We start from the raw sequence: 17,758 nt of genomic DNA on the forward strand, positions 1-17,758 counted from the left end.
GAAAGTTGCGGAGGTTTGATAAAGCAGGTAACACATATAAAATTCGATTACTCAACAGCTTATTGAAAGGAAAAAAGGTCAATCGCGTTTTTCTTTAAAGAATTTTTTGAGCAATGCGGATGCTTCTTCTTCCATGACACCTTCTTTCACCTGTGTTTTAGGGTGCAGGGAAGTCCCCATAGCGCGGTAGCCCCGGTGCGGATCGGGCGTGGCGAAGACAACGCGGGAGATCTGGCTCCAATACAGGGCCCCGGCACACATCTGGCAGGGTTCGAGGGTAACGTAGAGCGTACAGCCTTTCAGGTATTTTCCTCCCAGGAAACCGGAAGCGGAAGTAATGGCCTGCATTTCGGCATGGGCAGTGACATCGATAAGGGTTTCTGTAAGGTTGTGCCCTTTGGCTATGATCCGGTAGTCAACCACGATCACCGCTCCTACCGGCACCTCTCCTTTTTCATAAGCCGCTTCTGCTTCCTGAAGTGCCTTTTTCATAAAATAAACATCGTCAAAAGTATCTGTCATACCCGCAAAAATACAAACGCATCTCGTACTTTTGTGTCGTCATGTCAAAAAAACTGTTAGACCATATAACCGTACCGGAAGATCTGCGCCGCCTGCCTACGGAACAACTGCCGCAACTGGCAGCGGAACTGCGAGATTTTATTATCGATATCGTTTCGGTAAAGGAAGGGCACCTGGGAGCAAGCCTGGGTGTGGTGGAACTTACCATTGCCCTTCATTATATTTTCAATACGCCTTACGATCAACTGGTATGGGATGTAGGGCACCAGGCTTACGGACACAAAATACTAACGGACAGGAAGGATATTTTTCATACCAACCGTCAACTGGACGGCATCAGTGGTTTTCCGAAACGCGGGGAAAGTATTTACGACACTTTTGGCACGGGCCACTCTTCTACTTCCATATCTGCAGCGCTGGGTATGGCCATTGCTTCAAAGATCAAGGGAGAAACAGAGAAACAGCACGTAGCGGTTATAGGTGATGCCTCCATTGCCAGCGGAATGGCTTTCGAAGGGCTTAATCATGCAGGTGTCACAAATGCGAACCTTCTTATTATACTCAATGACAATGCTATTGGTATAGACCCCAGTGTGGGGGCCGTAAAGGAATACCTGACACAGGTGAAGAAAAACCGGAAACTGGCGCGGTATAATATCATCAAAGCGCTGAATTTCGATTATACGGGGCCTGTGGACGGGCACGACCTGCCTGCCCTGTTACAGGAACTTTCACGGTTAAAGAAGATAGAGGGGCCTAAATTCCTTCATGTCATTACGACTAAAGGCAAAGGGCTCCGAAAGGCAGAGGAAGACCAGGTACGCTACCATGCACCGGGAAAATTTAATAAATCCACGGGAGAGATCATTGCACGGGCTGTCTCTGAAAAAGACCCACCTAAATACCAGGATGTCTTCGGGCATACGCTTGTGGAACTGGCAGAAAAGAATGAGAAGATCGTAGGGATTACCCCGGCCATGCCTACGGGAAGTTCTTTAAAGTTTATGATGGAAGCCATACCGGAAAGGGCTTTTGATGTGGGTATTGCGGAGCAGCATGCGGTTACACTGGCTGCAGGAATGGCCACCCAGGGGCTCGTTCCCTTTTGCAATATTTATTCTACCTTCCTGCAACGGGCTTATGACCAGGTAATCCACGATGTTGCCCTGCAGGACCTCCCGGTGATCTTCTGCCTGGACCGTGCAGGTATTGTAGGTGAAGACGGGGCCACACATCACGGGGTTTTTGATATGGCCTACCTGCGGTGCATTCCCAATCTTATTATTTATGCCCCTGCAAACGAAACGGACCTGAGAAATATGATGTATACGGCCCAGCTGGGCCTCCCCCACCCTGTTGCCATCCGTTATCCTAGAGGGCGGGGAATAACCCCGGAATGGCGAAAACCTTTTGCTGAAATTGAGATCGGCAGGGGAAAAATGATAAAAAACGGGACAACCATTGCTATTTTAACGATTGGAAGCATTGCTAAAAACATACAACCTGTTCTGGAAGGACTTACTGAGGATCAGAAAGATAGGGTTGCCCATTACGATATGCAGTTCGTAAAACCCCTCGATGAATCCCTGCTGCATAAAATATTCGTGCAGTTTACGGCGTTAATTACCCTGGAAGACGGGTGTGTTGCCGGGGGCTTCGGAAGTGCAATCCTGGAATTTGCTGCCGCTAACGGGTATACGAAGCCTGTACATTGTCTGGGAGTACCGGACCATTTTGTGGGGCAGGGCAAGGTTAATGAGCTCCAGGAGTTGGTTCATATAAGTCCGGAACATATCAGGGAAATGGTGATGAAATTACTATAGAAGATACATTTTTATATATTAGCTGTTTTTAACCGGTTCATAATCAACACCCTGACCCTATGAGTACAACCTGCATAATATGTGAATACGTAAACCTAACCAGCCCGGTATGATGCCAGAAATAAAAAGCTGTCCCGAACCTGTTCGTTACAGCGCGGGAAATACCTTAGGATCGAGAGCCGTCAAGACCTGTAGATGTGTATTTACCTGTTTTTTTAGCCCTGGTATGATACGGGTAACACTAATCTAAATATAAAACTTTGTTTTTTACAATGAGAAAGACCGTTTCTTTAATCGCAGCCGTTTTTTGTATGTATTCTCTCGGGGCACAGGAAATCCTCACGCCTATTAACTCATCGTCTTATGGTGTGCAGTCGCTTCCGGTATATATCCCGAAAGATACATCAGATGCCAGGGCCAGACGCCTGCAGGGCATTATACCACCACCCCCGGCCCCTATTTCTTACTGGTCCAAGAAAAACGAAATGGGTGTTGTACTCAGCCAGGTGGCTTTTTCTAACTGGAATGCAGGGGGTAACAACTCGGTTACGGGAATTTCATCGGCCAACTTTGTCCGCTGGTATAAAAGAGGGAATGTAAGCTGGAACAATGAGCTTATCATGCGATACGGGCTTAACGCCCAGGAAGACCAGAAACTGAGAAAATCGGATGATGCGATAGAACTGAACAGTACTTTCGGTTATCGTACGCGGCCAAAATCGGACTGGTATTATTCGGCCAAACTTACTTTTAAGACCCAGTTTACGGATGGTTACAAGTATCCGGACCGGGACAATCCCATATCTAAATTCATGGCCCCGGGTTATCTTACCTTCGGTGTCGGGGCGGGGTATTCGCCCACGGATAAAAAACTTCAGTTTTATTTTTCACCGATAACACAAAAGTCCACCTATGTACTGGACCAGGACTTGGCAAATTCGGGGGCTTTTGGTGTACAGAAGGCTTTGTATGACAATGATGGCAATATTATACGGGAAGGAAAGCAGACCCGGACGGAAGTGGGTATCCTGGTTACGAACGAGTACGAAACGGTGATCTACAAAAACATGACCCTTGTTAATAAGGTGACACTCTACACGGATTATCTGAACGACTTCGGGAATGTGGACGTCAACTTCGAACTATACCTCAACCTGGTGGTCAACGAATATGTAAAGGCCAACATAGGGGCGCACCTTATTTATGACAATGATATAAAAACACGTGAACTGCAGTTAAGTGAGAACGAAACTTTTGCCTACGGTCCCCGGTTACAGTTAAAGCAGCTGCTGGGTGTAGGCCTCAATTATATGTTTTAGTATTCCATTGCATTAGGGTAACATCATTTAGTAAGTGTTATAGCACACTGAAAAATGAATGTGCTTCACTTAATAACATTGTTGTACAGGATAGCGGGACAAGGCCTTTTTTATAGCATGCTCCGGGAGACAGCGCCTTTGACTTACATATGCTAATATGCCGTTCTTATCGTAAAAACGGTAAGGAGTATATGTGAAATACGTACCATCCTTATTATCTTTACCGGGATTTTATATGACCTATAAGGACTTTAATATTAAACCAATTCCGGGCTCGCAAACGTGGCCCATGCGTCACCGGGTGATGTACCCGGAGATGTCCCCGGAAAGTGTTATCCTGGATGAGGATACACAGGGTATACATTTTGGCCTTTTCTCCCCTGATGGCAAGCTGGTTTCCGTAATTTCACTCTTTGAGCGGGAAAATGGCCACTACCAGTTCCGCAAGTTTGCCACGGATACTTCCGAACAGGGAAAAGGTTACGGCTCTGCCCTGCTCTCCTACATTATAGACTTCTGCCAGGCAAAAAATGCCAGGGTACTCCGGTGCAATGCACGTACAAGTGCTTCTGCTTTTTACAAACGATACGGTTTTAGGGAAACGGATATTACCTATTTTAAGGACGGGCATGATTTTGTGGTCATGGAACGGGAATTGTAAACTACAGGCCATAAAACCATATTTACAGGTACAAGAATATTATCCGCAGGTGTTAAAAGAAAACTCCCGGCTATTAGGGATATGGTTTACAGGGCTAAGTAATTTATTTGCCCAAAAGCGGACAATAATTCTTATACCCTGTTCCTTGCTTAAGGCCGGGAGTGCAAAACAATATTCTGGTTGGGGGTTATAGAGGGGGAGAAAAACCGGGCTACAATGCTTGCAGTACCAATTTTAAGGCATGGACTTTTCAGCCTACCATAGTGAACGTAATACCGGATATCCTGGCGTGCTGATCGGAACTGCTGCCATAGACAGACCTTACATACTTTTTAACATTCTGTACCACATCGTATAATCCGCTGTCCTTTCCGTAAAGCAACTGGTTACGATGACGAAGGGTTTTATTAAGCGTAGCTTCACTTTGCTCTACTCCTTCAGTGGCGTTTTGCATATCTGCAAGCAATTTGTCCAGGTTTTCCTTTTGCAGCTCTTCTTCGTTAGGCCCATAGTTGTCTATGGTTTGTATGAGGGTAAGCAACTACGAAAAATGTTCTGCCCGCTGGGTGAAGGACTGCCGGGAAGTGGATATCCCCGCTACCGTTTCTTCTAAACCGTCCTCACCGGACCCGGCAGTAACTTTCCTGGAAGTCCCGACGCCTTGTATACGCTTGTTCAGGGAGCGGGCACGATCTGTAACCCCGCTGCTAAGGCCCAGGATATCCAGGTGGTTAACTATCCTCGTACAAAGGGGATTCAGTTCCTGGTAAATATCCCTTCTGCGATGAATGGCATTCTTGTTTTCCGCTCGCCTGGTTTCGACTTCTTCTATACTTTGCCTGGCTTCGTCGCGGAGTTTGGTGAGGTTTTCTACGGTAAGGGCTTCTACAGGCGGATTGTACTTGTCATAAAGTGCGATCTGCGCAATGAGCTTGCCAAGATTGGCCACGTTTTTGGCATTGCCGGTTTCATAGGTGGATTTCATAATATAAAAATTAATAGTTAAATGGGTGTACGTCCGGAAGTTACTGGGACGTTACTTGAAACGATAAGCATGAACAGATTTTTAACTTTACTGCTCCTGTGAGTTTCGGATTAAAACTTTCATGTAGGGATCAGGTGGCTTCAAATTAATAATTGCATGCAAATAGCTAAAACTGCTTACAATGTATAAAAAAGTCGCATGATGCGATATTAAAATTTTCTTAAAAGTTGGTTTAGGGGATCGGGGCTTCGGTACACTTCTTCCTTTGGGCAGAAGCACTCAGCAGCCTTGGTTTTGTTTTTTTTTAAGTAGGAATGCATTCTTTATAAAAGTGGTATTTTTGGCGGACAGACCATGCAGTACTATGGTGCAATGAATGGAACACGTCATATAGCCTCGGGAAGGGTGTTGCGAATGCGGGAGTCGATGGGTGTTGGTGGTAAACGAGCGGCAGATGCGAAACAAACACATCGCTAACGGGAAAATTAAACTTCTAAAAAAATCCTGCACTTGACATAGCCAAAACCGCTGGGCTACATATCGGGTGGGCAAGAATCTCCGTCAAATTATTATGCAAAGTGAATTTAAAATTATTCAAAATACATCCGGTACTACAGCCTTTCATTAATAGAATATGGTTTTTCGAAAGTTCATATGATATGGATGCCGACGATTTGAGGATGGTTGTTCCGTCGGGAAATATCACTTTAATTTATACCTTAAAAGGTGATTACCAAACGGTTTCGCAAAATGGTCTCATGCATTCAACCTGTTCGGACAATTTTACGTTCATCGGACAACAATCGTGTGCTTTGACATTAAAGGGAGCGGAGCCGGTGACCTCTTTGGGTGTTAGTTTTAATCCTACGGGAGCATATCGTTTTTTTGAAGGGCACCTTACAGACACCAAGGGCCTGGTATTGGACCTGGAACATATATTCTACAGAGAAACGAGGATATTGAAAGAACTCATGTTTGACGCCCATAGTAATGAGGATAAGGTATATGTGCTTCAGAAGTTTCTCATTTCAAAATTAGCTCCTCCCAAAATCCAAGAACCAATAGTAGAAAAAGTAACGCAAAAAATTATTGACTCCGGGGGATTAATAACATTGGCTGAGCTTTGTGAACAAACGAATTGGTCAAAAAGGCATTTAAACAGAACCTTTTCAGAGATCGTCGGTCAGAACATTAAATCCTGGTCTCAGACAATACGATTTAAATATATTTATAATCTTTTGGAGAAAGACTGTAAGGAAGACAAAGAAGCCCTGAAAGCCTTCTATTTGACATTTTATGACCAAGCTCATTTTATTCATTCTTTTAAGAAAGTGACGGGAAAAACACCTAATCAGTTTTTGAAATCCATAAATCAATTTGGAAATTATTTTAACCGTATTGAATAATCCAATGTCCTGTTTTTACAATTTAAAAGGGTACATGCTGCTTAGTTTTGCAGTTTAGAAACTAATTAAATGAATAAAAATGGGCAAAGAAAGAAATTTTAAATCCATTAGTCCATCGGCAAAAGCTTTAATGCAGTTTAAAGCACACACTCAAATTCCGTTTGCGAAACAGACTGTCAAAGTCCTGTTGAATGAAGATGAAAATACGGGAGCCTTAAATAAAGATTTTGGTTTCTGGGCAAGTGTGGTTCATTTTGAGAACAGGTATTATTCTGTTAATGAATTGGCCCTGGAAATTCCGGCCACAAATATATTAGAGCTTTCGTCGGGATTTAATTACCGGGGACTAGAGTTTACAAACTCCAAACCGGATATACATTATATAGATACAGATTTACCTGATATTATTTCCTATAAAAAACAAATTGTTTCTTCATTTGAAAAAACACATTCAACGGGCAGACTTGATTACGAGGCATTAAATGCCTTAGATAAAAAGCAATTTCAAGCTATTGTCGACCGTTTTAATAACCGTCCGCTAACCATTATTAATGAGGGCTTACTGGTTTATCTTTCTAAAAAAGAGAAAAGCAAGTTGTGCAGAATTATTCGTACACACCTCGAAAAACAACAGGGATATTGGATAACGGCAGATATTTATCTCAATCATAACCCCGGCCGGATTGGTTCTGATAAGGGGAAAAAATGGGACCGGTTTTTTAGTAAACAAAATGTAACCAACCAGATGTTCGAAAGTTTTGAAGAGGCGGAGGAATTTTTCTTCAATAATGGTTTTGTACTGGATAAGGAATACATTCCGGACTATTCCAAATTAAGCGCCTCTGAAAAATTATTACAGGTAGCATCTCCCGAACAATTGGATAAACTCGGAAAATCGGGAAAGGTTCAGGCCACATGGCGTTTAAAATTAGAATAGAGCCCGTTCAATCTTTTTCGTTCCTGATTGTGTTGAAGCCCAGGCCCACCATGCGACAACATCCATACGTTTACCCAAAAAGCCGGGTAACATTGTAAATGTTGTGGTTTTCTACAATCCCAGAATGCGGATGCATAAGTTAGTTAAAACATCTAATCCTACAGTACAAAGTAATGAGATACATTGTACAGCCAGGTAAGGGGCATTAGGATGAGACCCGTTGCAAACGGCACCAGGGGGGATAAACGTATTCTTATATTCATGCTTTATTGATATATTTGAAAGGTCAATCTTTACTAAAAATTTAAATGACAACATTGACCGTATACAAAGAGGAATACTGTATTTCAACTGATAAGGCAAAACTTGATGTTGATTCGATTCATGAATTTCTATCAACCAAAGCATACTGGTGCTTAAATATTCCTAAAAATAAAGTTCGGACCTCAATAGAACATTCACTTTGTTTTGGTGTTTACCTCCATGAAAGACAAATAGGCTTTGCGCGAATAATCTCCGACTTTTCTACCATTGCCTATTTAGGTGATGTTTATATCCTTGAGAATTACAGAGGAAACGGACTTTCCAAATGGCTCATGGAGGTAATTATGAATTACCCTGACCTGCAAGAATTGAGGCGGTGGATTTTACTTACCGGTGACGCCCATGAGCTATACCGAAAGTTCGGATGGACCGACCTTGCAGATCCTTCTGTATGGATGGAACTACACCACAAAAACATCTATTCTCAATAGCAGTGAGTTGTTTTTCCGTTGTGTACTGCCGGGGGCATGGTGAAGCAGGGCTGTCTCCACTCTCCCTGCCTCCTTACCGTATTTTCTGTTTGGTTCAGCTTACCAGTTTTATAAATGTCGGATACCTCTTTTTTGTTTGTCCGTTTCTTATTTTTACTGCAAAGACAACCGGCAGGATAATATTTATCGCATTCAATACCAGGAACAATCCCAGGAACAGGAAAAAGGGCCCTTTTATTATACCGTAACGCATAATAATAAAGACATGGCCAATGAGAGAAAGGCAAATCAAGATCGTCCAGATAATCTGAAAATTCAACAGGTTCGCTCCGATTTCTTTTAACCCGATGACCTTGTCTTTGTTAGTAAGCCACAGGATGAGTGGTAATAGAATGTTTCCTAAAGGTATAACTAAAAATGACAGGACGGAAAGGTGAAAATAGACGAGGTATTTCCTGTCTGTGTGTTTTCCATAATCCAGAATGTCCTCTACATTTATTTCCAACACCTCACAAATGAGGCTCAGGGTTTTTCCCCGGGGTTCATTCTGATTGTTTTCAATACGCTGAATTGTCCTTAAATTCACCTTGGCGGCCTCGGCTAATTCTTCTTGTGAAAGCCCTTTCTTTTTTCTGCTTTCTTTAATCTTTAATCCGACTTCGTTCATAGTTTGTGTTATTATTTTGTTGACCACAAATCTATTTCTGAAAATAGCTTTTTGATAACGGTTTTAGCACGACATTTTTGCGACATTTTTGTCCATATGTATAGATAATGAAGTAATTGCCATCATATCAGCGTATAAATACCTGCACATTAGTTTTCTTCCAATTGTTTTTTCAGCTTTTCAAGGTCGGACGGGCTGCCCGCATATTTTCGGAGTACCTGACCATCTTCATCGGCCAGGATATACCATGGAATGCTAAAGGTGTCACTGCCCCTCAGGTCTCTGAGGCTGGCCCATAACTTCTCATTAGCCCTGATATGATATCCCTTCAGGTTATAGTAATTAACCATATCTTTCCATTGTTCTGCTTTTTCGTCTTTATCCAGGGAAATATATAATATGGTGACATCCCGGGAAGTCAGTGCCTCATATAATTCGGCACTATGTTTAAATTCTTTCTTACAGGGGCCGCACCAGGTTGCCCAGACATCTATATAGATTTTCTTTCCTTTTAATTCTTTTGCTGCATCTTTTAATGAATTGATATTATCAGTGCCTTCGAGAAATTTAATGTTTTTGTCTAAAGGGTCGTTTTTCTTTTTGTGAAATCCGATGACAGGTATAATTTCAGGTTCGATAAAATGACTGTACTCACTATGGGGATATTCTTCTTTGAACTTATCGAACAGGGATATCAGCTCTTTTTCATAATTTTTGTTGATAGCCTGATAATAGAGGTAAGCCGCAATGTAGTACTCTAACTGCTTCCCCGACAGGTATTTTTTGGCATTTTCAATATTATGGGTGTGAATTGCTCCCTGTTTATGTAACTCCGATAGTGTTTCTGTACTTGTGGATTCCTTGATAAGGTCGTTATAGCGTAAATAAAGTTCTGCATAGTGATAGAACCAAGGGGATTTCAACAACCGGAGGTCGGATACGGGATGTGACTGAAAAACTGCTCCCCATAATTTGGTATACGCATCTTTGCTTAAGGCGTTTTGTTGTCTTTCACTGAAAAGAAAGTTAACAAAACCAACGGAACCCTGAACTCCTTTATAAAAATATTCGCGGTCTGTTTTTACAAGTTGATAGAAATCTTGGGAGATCTCCTTATTTTCAAATAATTCCCGGAATGGCGCTATTTCGGCCTCTTCACTCTTGCGGATACTTTGTTCTATCCGGGTGGCTACTGTGTCTTTCCGATATTTTCCGGCTTCCTCTTCGAAATGGCCTTTGAGCATGCTCCGGTTGTGAAGCTGATTGTACAGCTCCTGCCCTTTTTTGTCCTTGCCTTCGATTTCAATGGGGTTGTCTGTATGTTCGGTATTGACAGAAACGGTATAGTTTGCTCCGGGCTCGGCAACTACAGTGCCGTAAAATTCGTAACCATGTGACAATTCTATAAAGCAAAGCTGGTCGGTGTTGACTTTTATTTGAAAATGACCCGAAGAATTGACAGGCACAGCATCTTCAAAACCAAAGTAATTAATCCCGTCCACAGGAATCGTGTATTCCATTATGTCCGGGATATTGCCGGTTATTTTTCCCTGAATGGTTGTTTCGTTCTTTTCTTCCTGACAGCCGGTAAGGCCCTGCAACAGAACTATTAAAATCGGTAGTGTTTGTTTCATTTCCTTTTTTAAGCAAAAGTTCTTAATGACAACAATTTACCACCATTTTATTTATTTTCAAATACATGGTCCCTTACAAAAGTCAGGGATATGTAAGAGAATGTTGTATTCAGGGAGTATTCTGAAGGGCGTTACAAACACAGGGGAACGACGGGTACCCGTTACAACCGAGCAACAGGGAACGAACTTCTCCTGTTTGGTTGCAAAGTGATTTTTTGCCCCGGATATTGCTATAAAGCTTCTGAAAGTATTTTAATTTTGTTTAATCCCTTCTCCCAGACTTCTACATGCTGTTCATGTTCATCAGGGTCTACCGGGCCTGCATGGCTGGATAAAAGGGTGTGATTGCCTTTTTCGGAGAGGGCTAGTTCCTCTGTATAGTCACTATGCTCAAATTCAATTTTCAATCGGCGATTGGGCTCAAATTCGGTTATGGTACCCTCCATGAGTACCGTACCGTCATCATCAGTCATGGCAATATTACTGTTTAACTGCCAGTCTTCGGTCACCACATTGCCCCCCGAAAATTCATTAATCCATTGTTGGGTATACTGTTCTTTTACCAGTATTTCCCAGACTTTATCAACAGGGGCCTGGATGGTGATTTTTGTTTTAATAAATGGTTCGTACATATTATAATATTTTCGGAATTCGAATTTGGGATGAGTATTGTAAACCCGGGGACAATGGGCACTCTTTATAAATGCTTTAATATATTAATCGTTGCCCCGTTCGGGTCTTTTACGAAAAAGCGCCTTACACCCCAGGGTTCATCGGTAATGGGATATATTATTTCCCATCCTTGCTTTTTTGCTCTTTCATAGAGCTGATCTACATCGGATACTTCCACAGACAGAAATATGGCGGTATTGTTCAGCGTTTCTTTTTTGGTATTCTCAAAAACGGATATCTGCGCAGTAGGGTTTTCCTTTGAGGCAAAGGTGAGTATCCAATCCATATCCATAACGAGTTCCATATCCAGGAACCTGGTATAAAACTGTTTGCTCTTTTCGATGTTATCGGAATATATGTTGGGTACGATCCTGCGGATGGTTATGTTATTTTTCATTCCGGGGATTTTATTCTTTTTTCTTTGTGATACAGGTTTTTTATTTATGGAAAGGCTCCCAATTCCATTACAAGGCTCAGATTGTCCACTACTCCTCTCTCACTTTTGACCAATCCGTTTTCTATTTCGAGCAACGTCATGCCATGTACCGTTACTTTTTTCCCTGAGGGTTCGACTCCGAAAAGATTCCCGTTTTTGTGTGTTCCGGTATATTGCCATAAAACGGTTACACAGTTTTCTTTTGAATGGGGAATGACCCGCTCCAGGGTAATCTCCAGGTCGGGGAAATAATCATAGGTCATTTTCAGCATGGATTTATATACTGCGGCACCCTCATAGGTTTTTTCAAAATGCGGATAGTTTACGTTTAGTTTTTCATCCGCCAGGTTATCCAGTATATCTTCCTTTCCTGCGTTCCATACCTGCATATATGTTTCGGCGATTTTTGCTAATGTCTGGCGTCCTTTTTCCATTCCTCATTGTTTTTTATGCTACACATAATCTTGCTTATATGTATGGTTGTCCCATAAAGTTAAGGATTTCCGGGGTTAGTCTACAAACAATAACCGTATTACTTTGGATAGTGTTCCGAAGGGCGTTGCAAACGCGGAGGACAACGGAGTTTACAAACAAATACTTTCTGCCTGTATGGATATAAAACGTGCCTTGTCCGGGCTTAACCCTGTTATTGTTCAATCCGGAATTGGCAGGTTATGGAGTCTCAGAAACGAAAGTTCGTCCCAATAACCCCGCTGAAAAACAATTTTGTTGTCCCTGACCTGAAAAAAGCCACAGCCACGGAGCCCGTTCGGATCTTTCCATTCTAAAATTGCCCATTCTCCGTCTTGAAAAATATTTTCAGGGATACAAGTCATTTCGGCAGTTGCAAATTCATCGGCAAACATTTTTTTGATGGCCTTTTTACCAATTACCGGTTCATTCGCGATTTGATGGTTTACTGCGTTATCGGCATAGAGTTCGGAAATAGCTTCGGAATCCGCTTCATTAAACGCATCTATCCATTTTTGTAAAATTTCTTTCGGGGTCATGCTGTGGATTTTCTTGTCAGTTTATTTTTTTCAGCCTCCGGGACAGGCTTTTGACAAGTAATACAAATTTATTGGCATTTTCCTAATTTTCAAATGAATATTTCTGATCCTGCTTGTTTCCATCTTTAATCTGATGGAAAAGAAAACGACGGTATCGAATTATACCGGTGCGTAAACATGATTACCTTTGCACAAATTTTTAACCGTAACGGACATATGGTCATCCGAAAAGCAAAGAAAGAGGATTCCGGGGCTATAGCCGCTTGTATTATGCTGGCTATGGAGGACATCACCTATGATATTATCGGGGAAAGAAATGCGGAAAAGGCTGCCGGTTTCCTTGAAAGCCTGGCAGGCAGGGAGGGCAACCAGTACTCTTATGAAAATTGCTGGGTGGCGGAAGATGGGGACCGCATAACAGGGGCAGCTCTTGTTTATGACGGGGCATTGCTGGACACGCTGCGAAAGCCTGTTGCCGATGAGGTAAAACTGAGGTTCGGCAGAAATTTTACTATGGAAAAAGAAACGCAGCCCGGTGAATTTTACATAGATTGTATCGGGGTAAATCCGGATATGCAGGGTAAGGGGGTCGGATCGGGAATACTGCAATTCCTGATTGCGGAATATGTACTGAAGCAAGGTAAGGTATTAGGGTTGTTAGTGGATAAAACGAACCCTAAAGCCAAAAAATTATACCTGAAACTGGGTTTTGTGGTTGTGGGAGAAAAAACCCTTGCGGGAAAAAGGATGGAACATTTACAATGTGCAAGAGCTTAAAACATAACATCTCTAATAAAGCGGAGAAATTAATGTTGGCTTGCTTTTCTCATCCTCCGCTTAAGTTGCTTTGTATTTACGGTTTAAATCAATGAAACACCGTTTAAATCGGTAGTAAGCACATCGCTCATATAGTCGAAATACGGACGTATGGCGCGGAAGGATTTATCTGCTTCTTCGAGAAAATTTTTGCTCAATACTTCTTTATCGGTAAAGTTTTTGGTAAAGATATACTGCTTTTTCTTAATGAGGTCTATAGCCGGATGTTCTTTGTTAAAGCCTTTGGGGGCTGACTTCACTTCGTCTCCTTTTAGCTGACCCCAAACGGATTGCAGGGTTTTATTATCCATAATTTCCCGCATTTCGGAGTCGTCCATTTCAAACTCTTTACGAATGCGATTGAGATCCTGCTTTTCGGGGTTCCAGAAACCCGTGGCAATAAAGGAATTCCCGGGTTCTATGTGGAGGTAATACCCTCCCCGGTACTCGGGTTTTTGCCTGTGGAACGTTATTCCAAAATGGGTTTTGTAAGGTTCTTTATTGGCCGAAAAACGTACGTCCCGGTATATCCTGAATAGCTTTACATTATCGACGGCATCGTGCGTTTTTAGCATTTCGAAAAGGGTATTGGCGGTGCTTTTCACCTCTGTCTCTGCAGCCTTGAACCGTTTTTTGTTTTCATTAAACCAGTCGCGATTGTTGTTTATTTTCAGTTCCTTTAAAAAGGAAAGGGTTTCTCTGGAAATCATTCTGACGGATTTTGTTTATCCAAATTTAAGGATTTTAAACTTTTAATGAAGTCTTTTTTAGTGGCGTTAAAAATGCTCTGTGTGATGGTGCTCATTCGCAGACGAGCATCAATGGGTTTTTCCAGAGGAGTTATAAATGGCAAACGGTGAAGCGGGCGTTAACTTTAATTTTCTTTGGAATACAGTAATATTACTCCCTTACTTGCCCGCGATCCGTAAACGGCGGTTGCCTGTGCATCTTTTAATATTTTTACGTCTTTTATATCTTCTGTTTTATATCGATTGAGTATGGCAGGTTCAACGGGATTCCCATCCAGTATAACAAGTGGTGTGTCATTCAACGAATTGGATACCTGGCATATAAGTATTTTAGCACTATCAGACCGAGTCGTTGCGACATCCTGTTCTTTCTCCTGAATTTTGCTGGTTTTCGGCTCTAAAGTATATTGCAGTTCTTCTGCCATCAGATTTTTAACCTTTATATAGATATCCGAAGGTTGTTGTTGTTGTGCAAGAGCATCTAAATTCAAAAAGCATAAAAGGATAGAAAAGCAAATTAGTTTCATGGGTTTTGCATATTTCTGACATTAAAAATACGAGATTTTCTTTTGAAAATCAGTATCAACCAAAGATAAAGAATTAACTTAATAAATTATTTCATAAAATTTAAAGATATGATTAGCACTCTTTCCAACACGGCAACCTACAGGCAAAAAAGGATTATAACTAATGGGGCCACATTCGATCTTCTTTATTTTTGATGGTCTTGATTTCCTAAGGTTATCAACTTTATTACCAAAAATTCCTTCTCCAGTCATATACAAATCATTGATAAGAGTGTTTATACCCTGTACATGTATATTAATCACAATAAAATCTGTTGCCTTCCGACTTTTTAAGAAGTATGTGAATCTTTTATTCTTACGACCTTCTATTATAAAACGGTCTATATCCGGATGTAAGTAAAGAATTAATTTTCCGGGAACAGGATCATTGCTTAAAAATCTTATAAAAGTGGATGGTAAGAAATCTGTGGATACTTCATAATTTTCTGATTCCCTATATATTCCTCTTTCTGTTATTATGGTATCGTTTTCCGTAGTAATAAAAGGGAAAGGTTCTATTGTTATCTGTTGTGCAAAAGAAGCCTTAGGACAAAGAAAAACAGATAATGTAAGGAAGGCACAAAAAATAGATGATTTTATCATCACAGTCATTTATCTCAATGACGAATTATTCAAAAAAATGTTAAAGAAGTCTTTTTTAGTGGCCTTACAAATGCTTTGTATATGAAGTGTTTTAATCCTCTAAAAAAAATCCGGCTACGTCCTCAATAATTTTATAGGAACCGTTCCTCATCAGGTTGGTAAGTAAAACGATCGCCAGGTCGTCGTCGGGATAGATGAAGAATGAGGCCCGCCCTCCACCTATGGGGGCAACGGCGTGATGTTTTTCTCTTTGTACCACGGGCCATCCCAGTCCGTAGGCTGTAAAAATACCTCCGAATCCGCCATACTCACCATTGTTCAGGGACACCGGTTGCCACATGGTTTTTAGAGTCTCCTTGTTTTTCAACAGTTTTCCTGTTTGCAGGGCTACGATCCATTGCGCCATTTCCTCGGCGTTGGAGAACACGCCGGAATCTGTTCTTAAGGCCGGGGGAAATTCTTCATGCAATTCCCGCAAGCGGTCTCCTTTCTTATACTCGCCCGACACTTTGTCCTGGTAGTAATAGGAATATGTAGGGCTTTTGTTTTCCATAACATCGGAAGAGTTACTGTAAACGGTGGCAGACATCCCGGCGACGTCCCATTGGCTTTTCTGAATGAATTGCCCGAAAGGTACACCGCTGCACTGTTCTATAACCTTACCCAGCAAAAGATAATTGGTGCTTATATAGTCGAATTTTTCTCCGGGAGTATTTTTCAGAGGGAGTTCCTGTAACAGTGCCCATGCGGTATCCATGTCCTTGCCACCTATAAGACCGTTCGGCGCTTCGACATCAGGGAGGCCGGAGGTATGGCTCAGCAATTGTTTTACGGTGATGTCTTGCCAATCACGGGGAAAGTCCTTAAGGTGCTTGGATACGGGATCTGATAATTGAAGTTTGCCCCGTTCCACCAATTGCATAATGGCAGTTGATGTGAAGACCTTGCCTACGGAATTAATCGAAAAGACTGTGCTTTTCATGGCAGCCACAGAGAAAGGAAGATTGGCCAACCCTAATGCTTCCGAAAACACGATCTCATTGTTTTTGACTATGACAAGCTGTAGCCCGGGAATCTGGTGTTCCTGCATTTTTTTCAGGAGATATTCACGGATTTCTTCTGCTTTTTGGGCAGAAACGATATTGCTCACAAGGGAAATAATAAGAAAAACCGGGAAAAATATGTGTTTCATTAGCGTTGGTCTGTTTTGAAAATTCCCTGTTGGGGAAAAGTAAATATAATGATTTCCGTTTGAGCGAAAAGTTGCAGGGACATTTTTCAGGAAAGTTTTTCAGGTGCGTTGCAAACGGGTGCCAGTGGGAAATATATTTTTATTCTTGTTCACCCGGGGACTTATGTAATAATGCCCATACTATACTCACCAGATAACTTAATTGTGACAACAATATGCCAAAAATTAAAAACAGGGAAACAGTATTTATCCAGCTAATATATCTCATATGTGCAAAGACATCTTCTTTGGGTAAACCCGAAGCCCATGACCACGGGAATCATCCACCAGAAAATAAGGTACGGTTTGTCCGGGAACTTATACATAAAAACAATTTCCATATTGCGGAGCGTCTCTTTACGGCATCCTCACGTATTTTTCGATATTTATATGGTTTATGCCCAGGGATTCCACTTTTTCGATTCCCTTGGTGGTCAACGTATCTCCTTTTATTTCGTACTCAAGTTCAAAGCTGTTGCCTTCCCATTCCCTGACATTGAAATATTCCAGGTGCTCTGTATACTTATTTCCCTTAAGGGTGTACTTCCCTCCCCCGGCTACGAAGACCGCACTGCTGTCCTTCCCGCGGTTCAGGTCGTGCCGTAAAAAGGCAAAGTGGGTATCGTTGATGATTTTGATCATTTCCTGGTTCCTGGTATAATCGGTATGCACGGTATCCTTATCCTGTATGGTGGTCCCGGAAACGAGTTTCCAGGTCCCTTGTATGGAGGAGCTTTTTTCTTTTGTTACGGTTATGCATGATTGCAGTATGATGAATCCCGCAACGATGGGCAGGTAGCTTCTTTTCTTCATGTGGTTCTGGTGGTTTATGATGCAATCTTGTTCTTTGTATTACATTTACATGGTCTGTTCCGGGTGTTTAAATTGATTTCATCTGTTCATTCTTATTTAACTCACTTGTTATTCATTTTTTAATGGTGTTCGCTGATGTGCTTCGCAATTGTT

The 17,758-nt window shown here is 41.8% G+C and carries 21 protein-coding genes; 7 read left to right on the forward strand and 14 right to left on the reverse strand.

Translation table 11 applies throughout. The annotated features are described in order from the left end of the window. Positions 1–78: 78 nt before the first annotated feature. Positions 79–522 carry a nucleoside deaminase gene (locus ED312_RS13935; protein ID WP_123216631.1) on the reverse strand — a complete coding sequence of 148 codons (444 nt, stop codon included), beginning with the start codon at positions 520–522 and terminating at the stop codon, positions 79–81. 41 nt (positions 523–563) lie between these two features. Here ED312_RS13935 and ED312_RS13940 point away from each other — a divergent pair, with 41 nt between their 5' ends. From ED312_RS13940 to ED312_RS13950, 3 genes are all read left to right on the forward strand, one after another. Continuing rightward, positions 564–2,345 carry a 1-deoxy-D-xylulose-5-phosphate synthase gene (locus ED312_RS13940; RefSeq protein ID WP_123216632.1) on the forward strand — a complete coding sequence of 594 codons (1,782 nt, stop codon included), beginning with the start codon at positions 564–566 and terminating at the stop codon, positions 2,343–2,345. 272 nt (positions 2,346–2,617) lie between these two features. Next, positions 2,618–3,664 (forward strand): DUF3078 domain-containing protein, encoded by a 1,047-nt coding sequence (locus ED312_RS13945; protein ID WP_240643107.1) that lies wholly within the window; start codon positions 2,618–2,620, stop codon positions 3,662–3,664. A 193-nt stretch (positions 3,665–3,857) separates the two neighbouring features. Continuing rightward, positions 3,858–4,325, forward strand: coding sequence for a GNAT family N-acetyltransferase (locus ED312_RS13950; protein ID WP_206363259.1), 468 nt, complete (start codon positions 3,858–3,860; stop codon positions 4,323–4,325). 250 nt (positions 4,326–4,575) lie between these two features. Here ED312_RS13950 and ED312_RS24255 read toward each other — a convergent pair whose 3' ends face one another. Together ED312_RS24255 and ED312_RS24260 are read right to left on the reverse strand one after the other, a co-directional pair. Next, on the reverse strand, positions 4,576–4,866 hold the full coding sequence (locus tag ED312_RS24255) for a hypothetical protein (protein ID WP_240643108.1): 291 nt from the start codon (positions 4,864–4,866) through the stop codon (positions 4,576–4,578). Beyond that, the gene (locus ED312_RS24260; RefSeq protein WP_240643109.1) at positions 4,867–5,310 is read right to left on the reverse strand and encodes a hypothetical protein; all 444 of its coding nucleotides are present in this window, start codon (positions 5,308–5,310) and stop codon (positions 4,867–4,869) included. Between the two features lie 578 nt (positions 5,311–5,888). Between ED312_RS24260 and ED312_RS13960 the strand changes: the two genes are divergently transcribed. The 3 genes from ED312_RS13960 to ED312_RS13970 all read left to right on the forward strand — a co-directional run bounded on the left by ED312_RS13960 (position 5,889) and on the right by ED312_RS13970 (position 8,408). Continuing rightward, positions 5,889–6,716: a helix-turn-helix domain-containing protein gene (locus ED312_RS13960; protein ID WP_317125683.1), complete on the forward strand. Its 828-nt coding sequence runs from the start codon at positions 5,889–5,891 to the stop codon at positions 6,714–6,716. A 79-nt stretch (positions 6,717–6,795) separates the two neighbouring features. After that, the gene (locus ED312_RS13965; protein WP_123216635.1) at positions 6,796–7,653 is read left to right on the forward strand and encodes a hypothetical protein; all 858 of its coding nucleotides are present in this window, start codon (positions 6,796–6,798) and stop codon (positions 7,651–7,653) included. Positions 7,654–7,961: 308 nt separating this feature from the next. After that, positions 7,962–8,408: a GNAT family N-acetyltransferase gene (locus ED312_RS13970; RefSeq protein WP_123216636.1), complete on the forward strand. Its 447-nt coding sequence runs from the start codon at positions 7,962–7,964 to the stop codon at positions 8,406–8,408. Between the two features lie 94 nt (positions 8,409–8,502). Here ED312_RS13970 and ED312_RS13975 read toward each other — a convergent pair whose 3' ends face one another. The 6 genes from ED312_RS13975 to ED312_RS14000 all read right to left on the reverse strand — a co-directional run bounded on the left by ED312_RS13975 (position 8,503) and on the right by ED312_RS14000 (position 12,827). Beyond that, positions 8,503–9,075: a helix-turn-helix domain-containing protein gene (locus tag ED312_RS13975; RefSeq protein WP_123216637.1), complete on the reverse strand. Its 573-nt coding sequence runs from the start codon at positions 9,073–9,075 to the stop codon at positions 8,503–8,505. Between the two features lie 149 nt (positions 9,076–9,224). Then, positions 9,225–10,709, reverse strand: a complete 1,485-nt coding sequence (locus ED312_RS13980; RefSeq protein WP_123216638.1) for a TlpA family protein disulfide reductase — start codon at positions 10,707–10,709, stop codon at positions 9,225–9,227. Between the two features lie 230 nt (positions 10,710–10,939). Next, entirely contained in the window at positions 10,940–11,341 is a 402-nt protein-coding gene (locus ED312_RS13985; RefSeq protein WP_123216639.1) for an SRPBCC family protein, read from the reverse strand. Between the two features lie 65 nt (positions 11,342–11,406). After that, positions 11,407–11,778: a VOC family protein gene (locus ED312_RS13990; RefSeq protein WP_123216640.1), complete on the reverse strand. Its 372-nt coding sequence runs from the start codon at positions 11,776–11,778 to the stop codon at positions 11,407–11,409. A 44-nt stretch (positions 11,779–11,822) separates the two neighbouring features. After that, on the reverse strand, positions 11,823–12,251 hold the full coding sequence (locus tag ED312_RS13995) for an ester cyclase (protein ID WP_123216641.1): 429 nt from the start codon (positions 12,249–12,251) through the stop codon (positions 11,823–11,825). Between the two features lie 219 nt (positions 12,252–12,470). After that, on the reverse strand, positions 12,471–12,827 hold the full coding sequence (locus tag ED312_RS14000; RefSeq protein WP_123216642.1) for a nuclear transport factor 2 family protein: 357 nt from the start codon (positions 12,825–12,827) through the stop codon (positions 12,471–12,473). Positions 12,828–13,004: 177 nt separating this feature from the next. Between ED312_RS14000 and ED312_RS14005 the strand changes: the two genes are divergently transcribed. After that, positions 13,005–13,604 (forward strand): GNAT family N-acetyltransferase, encoded by a 600-nt coding sequence (locus ED312_RS14005; RefSeq protein WP_240643110.1) that lies wholly within the window; start codon positions 13,005–13,007, stop codon positions 13,602–13,604. An 83-nt stretch (positions 13,605–13,687) separates the two neighbouring features. Here the strand turns inward: ED312_RS14005 and ED312_RS14010 are convergent, their stop codons facing one another. From ED312_RS14010 to ED312_RS14030, 5 genes are all read right to left on the reverse strand, one after another. Continuing rightward, positions 13,688–14,353 (reverse strand): DUF2461 domain-containing protein, encoded by a 666-nt coding sequence (locus ED312_RS14010; protein WP_123216643.1) that lies wholly within the window; start codon positions 14,351–14,353, stop codon positions 13,688–13,690. A 164-nt stretch (positions 14,354–14,517) separates the two neighbouring features. Then, positions 14,518–14,919: a TonB-dependent receptor plug domain-containing protein gene (locus ED312_RS14015; protein WP_123216644.1), complete on the reverse strand. Its 402-nt coding sequence runs from the start codon at positions 14,917–14,919 to the stop codon at positions 14,518–14,520. 78 nt (positions 14,920–14,997) lie between these two features. After that, entirely contained in the window at positions 14,998–15,561 is a 564-nt protein-coding gene (locus ED312_RS14020) for a hypothetical protein (protein WP_148044297.1), read from the reverse strand. 91 nt (positions 15,562–15,652) lie between these two features. After that, positions 15,653–16,753 carry a serine hydrolase domain-containing protein gene (locus ED312_RS14025; protein ID WP_123216646.1) on the reverse strand — a complete coding sequence of 367 codons (1,101 nt, stop codon included), beginning with the start codon at positions 16,751–16,753 and terminating at the stop codon, positions 15,653–15,655. Positions 16,754–17,149: 396 nt separating this feature from the next. Beyond that, complete coding sequence (locus tag ED312_RS14030; protein ID WP_123216647.1) at positions 17,150–17,605, reverse strand: lipocalin-like domain-containing protein; 456 nt, start codon at positions 17,603–17,605, stop codon at positions 17,150–17,152. Positions 17,606–17,758: the final 153 nt, after the last annotated feature.

The organism is Sinomicrobium pectinilyticum, from assembly GCF_003725735.1.
Lineage (GTDB): Bacteria > Bacteroidota > Bacteroidia > Flavobacteriales > Flavobacteriaceae > Sinomicrobium > Sinomicrobium pectinilyticum.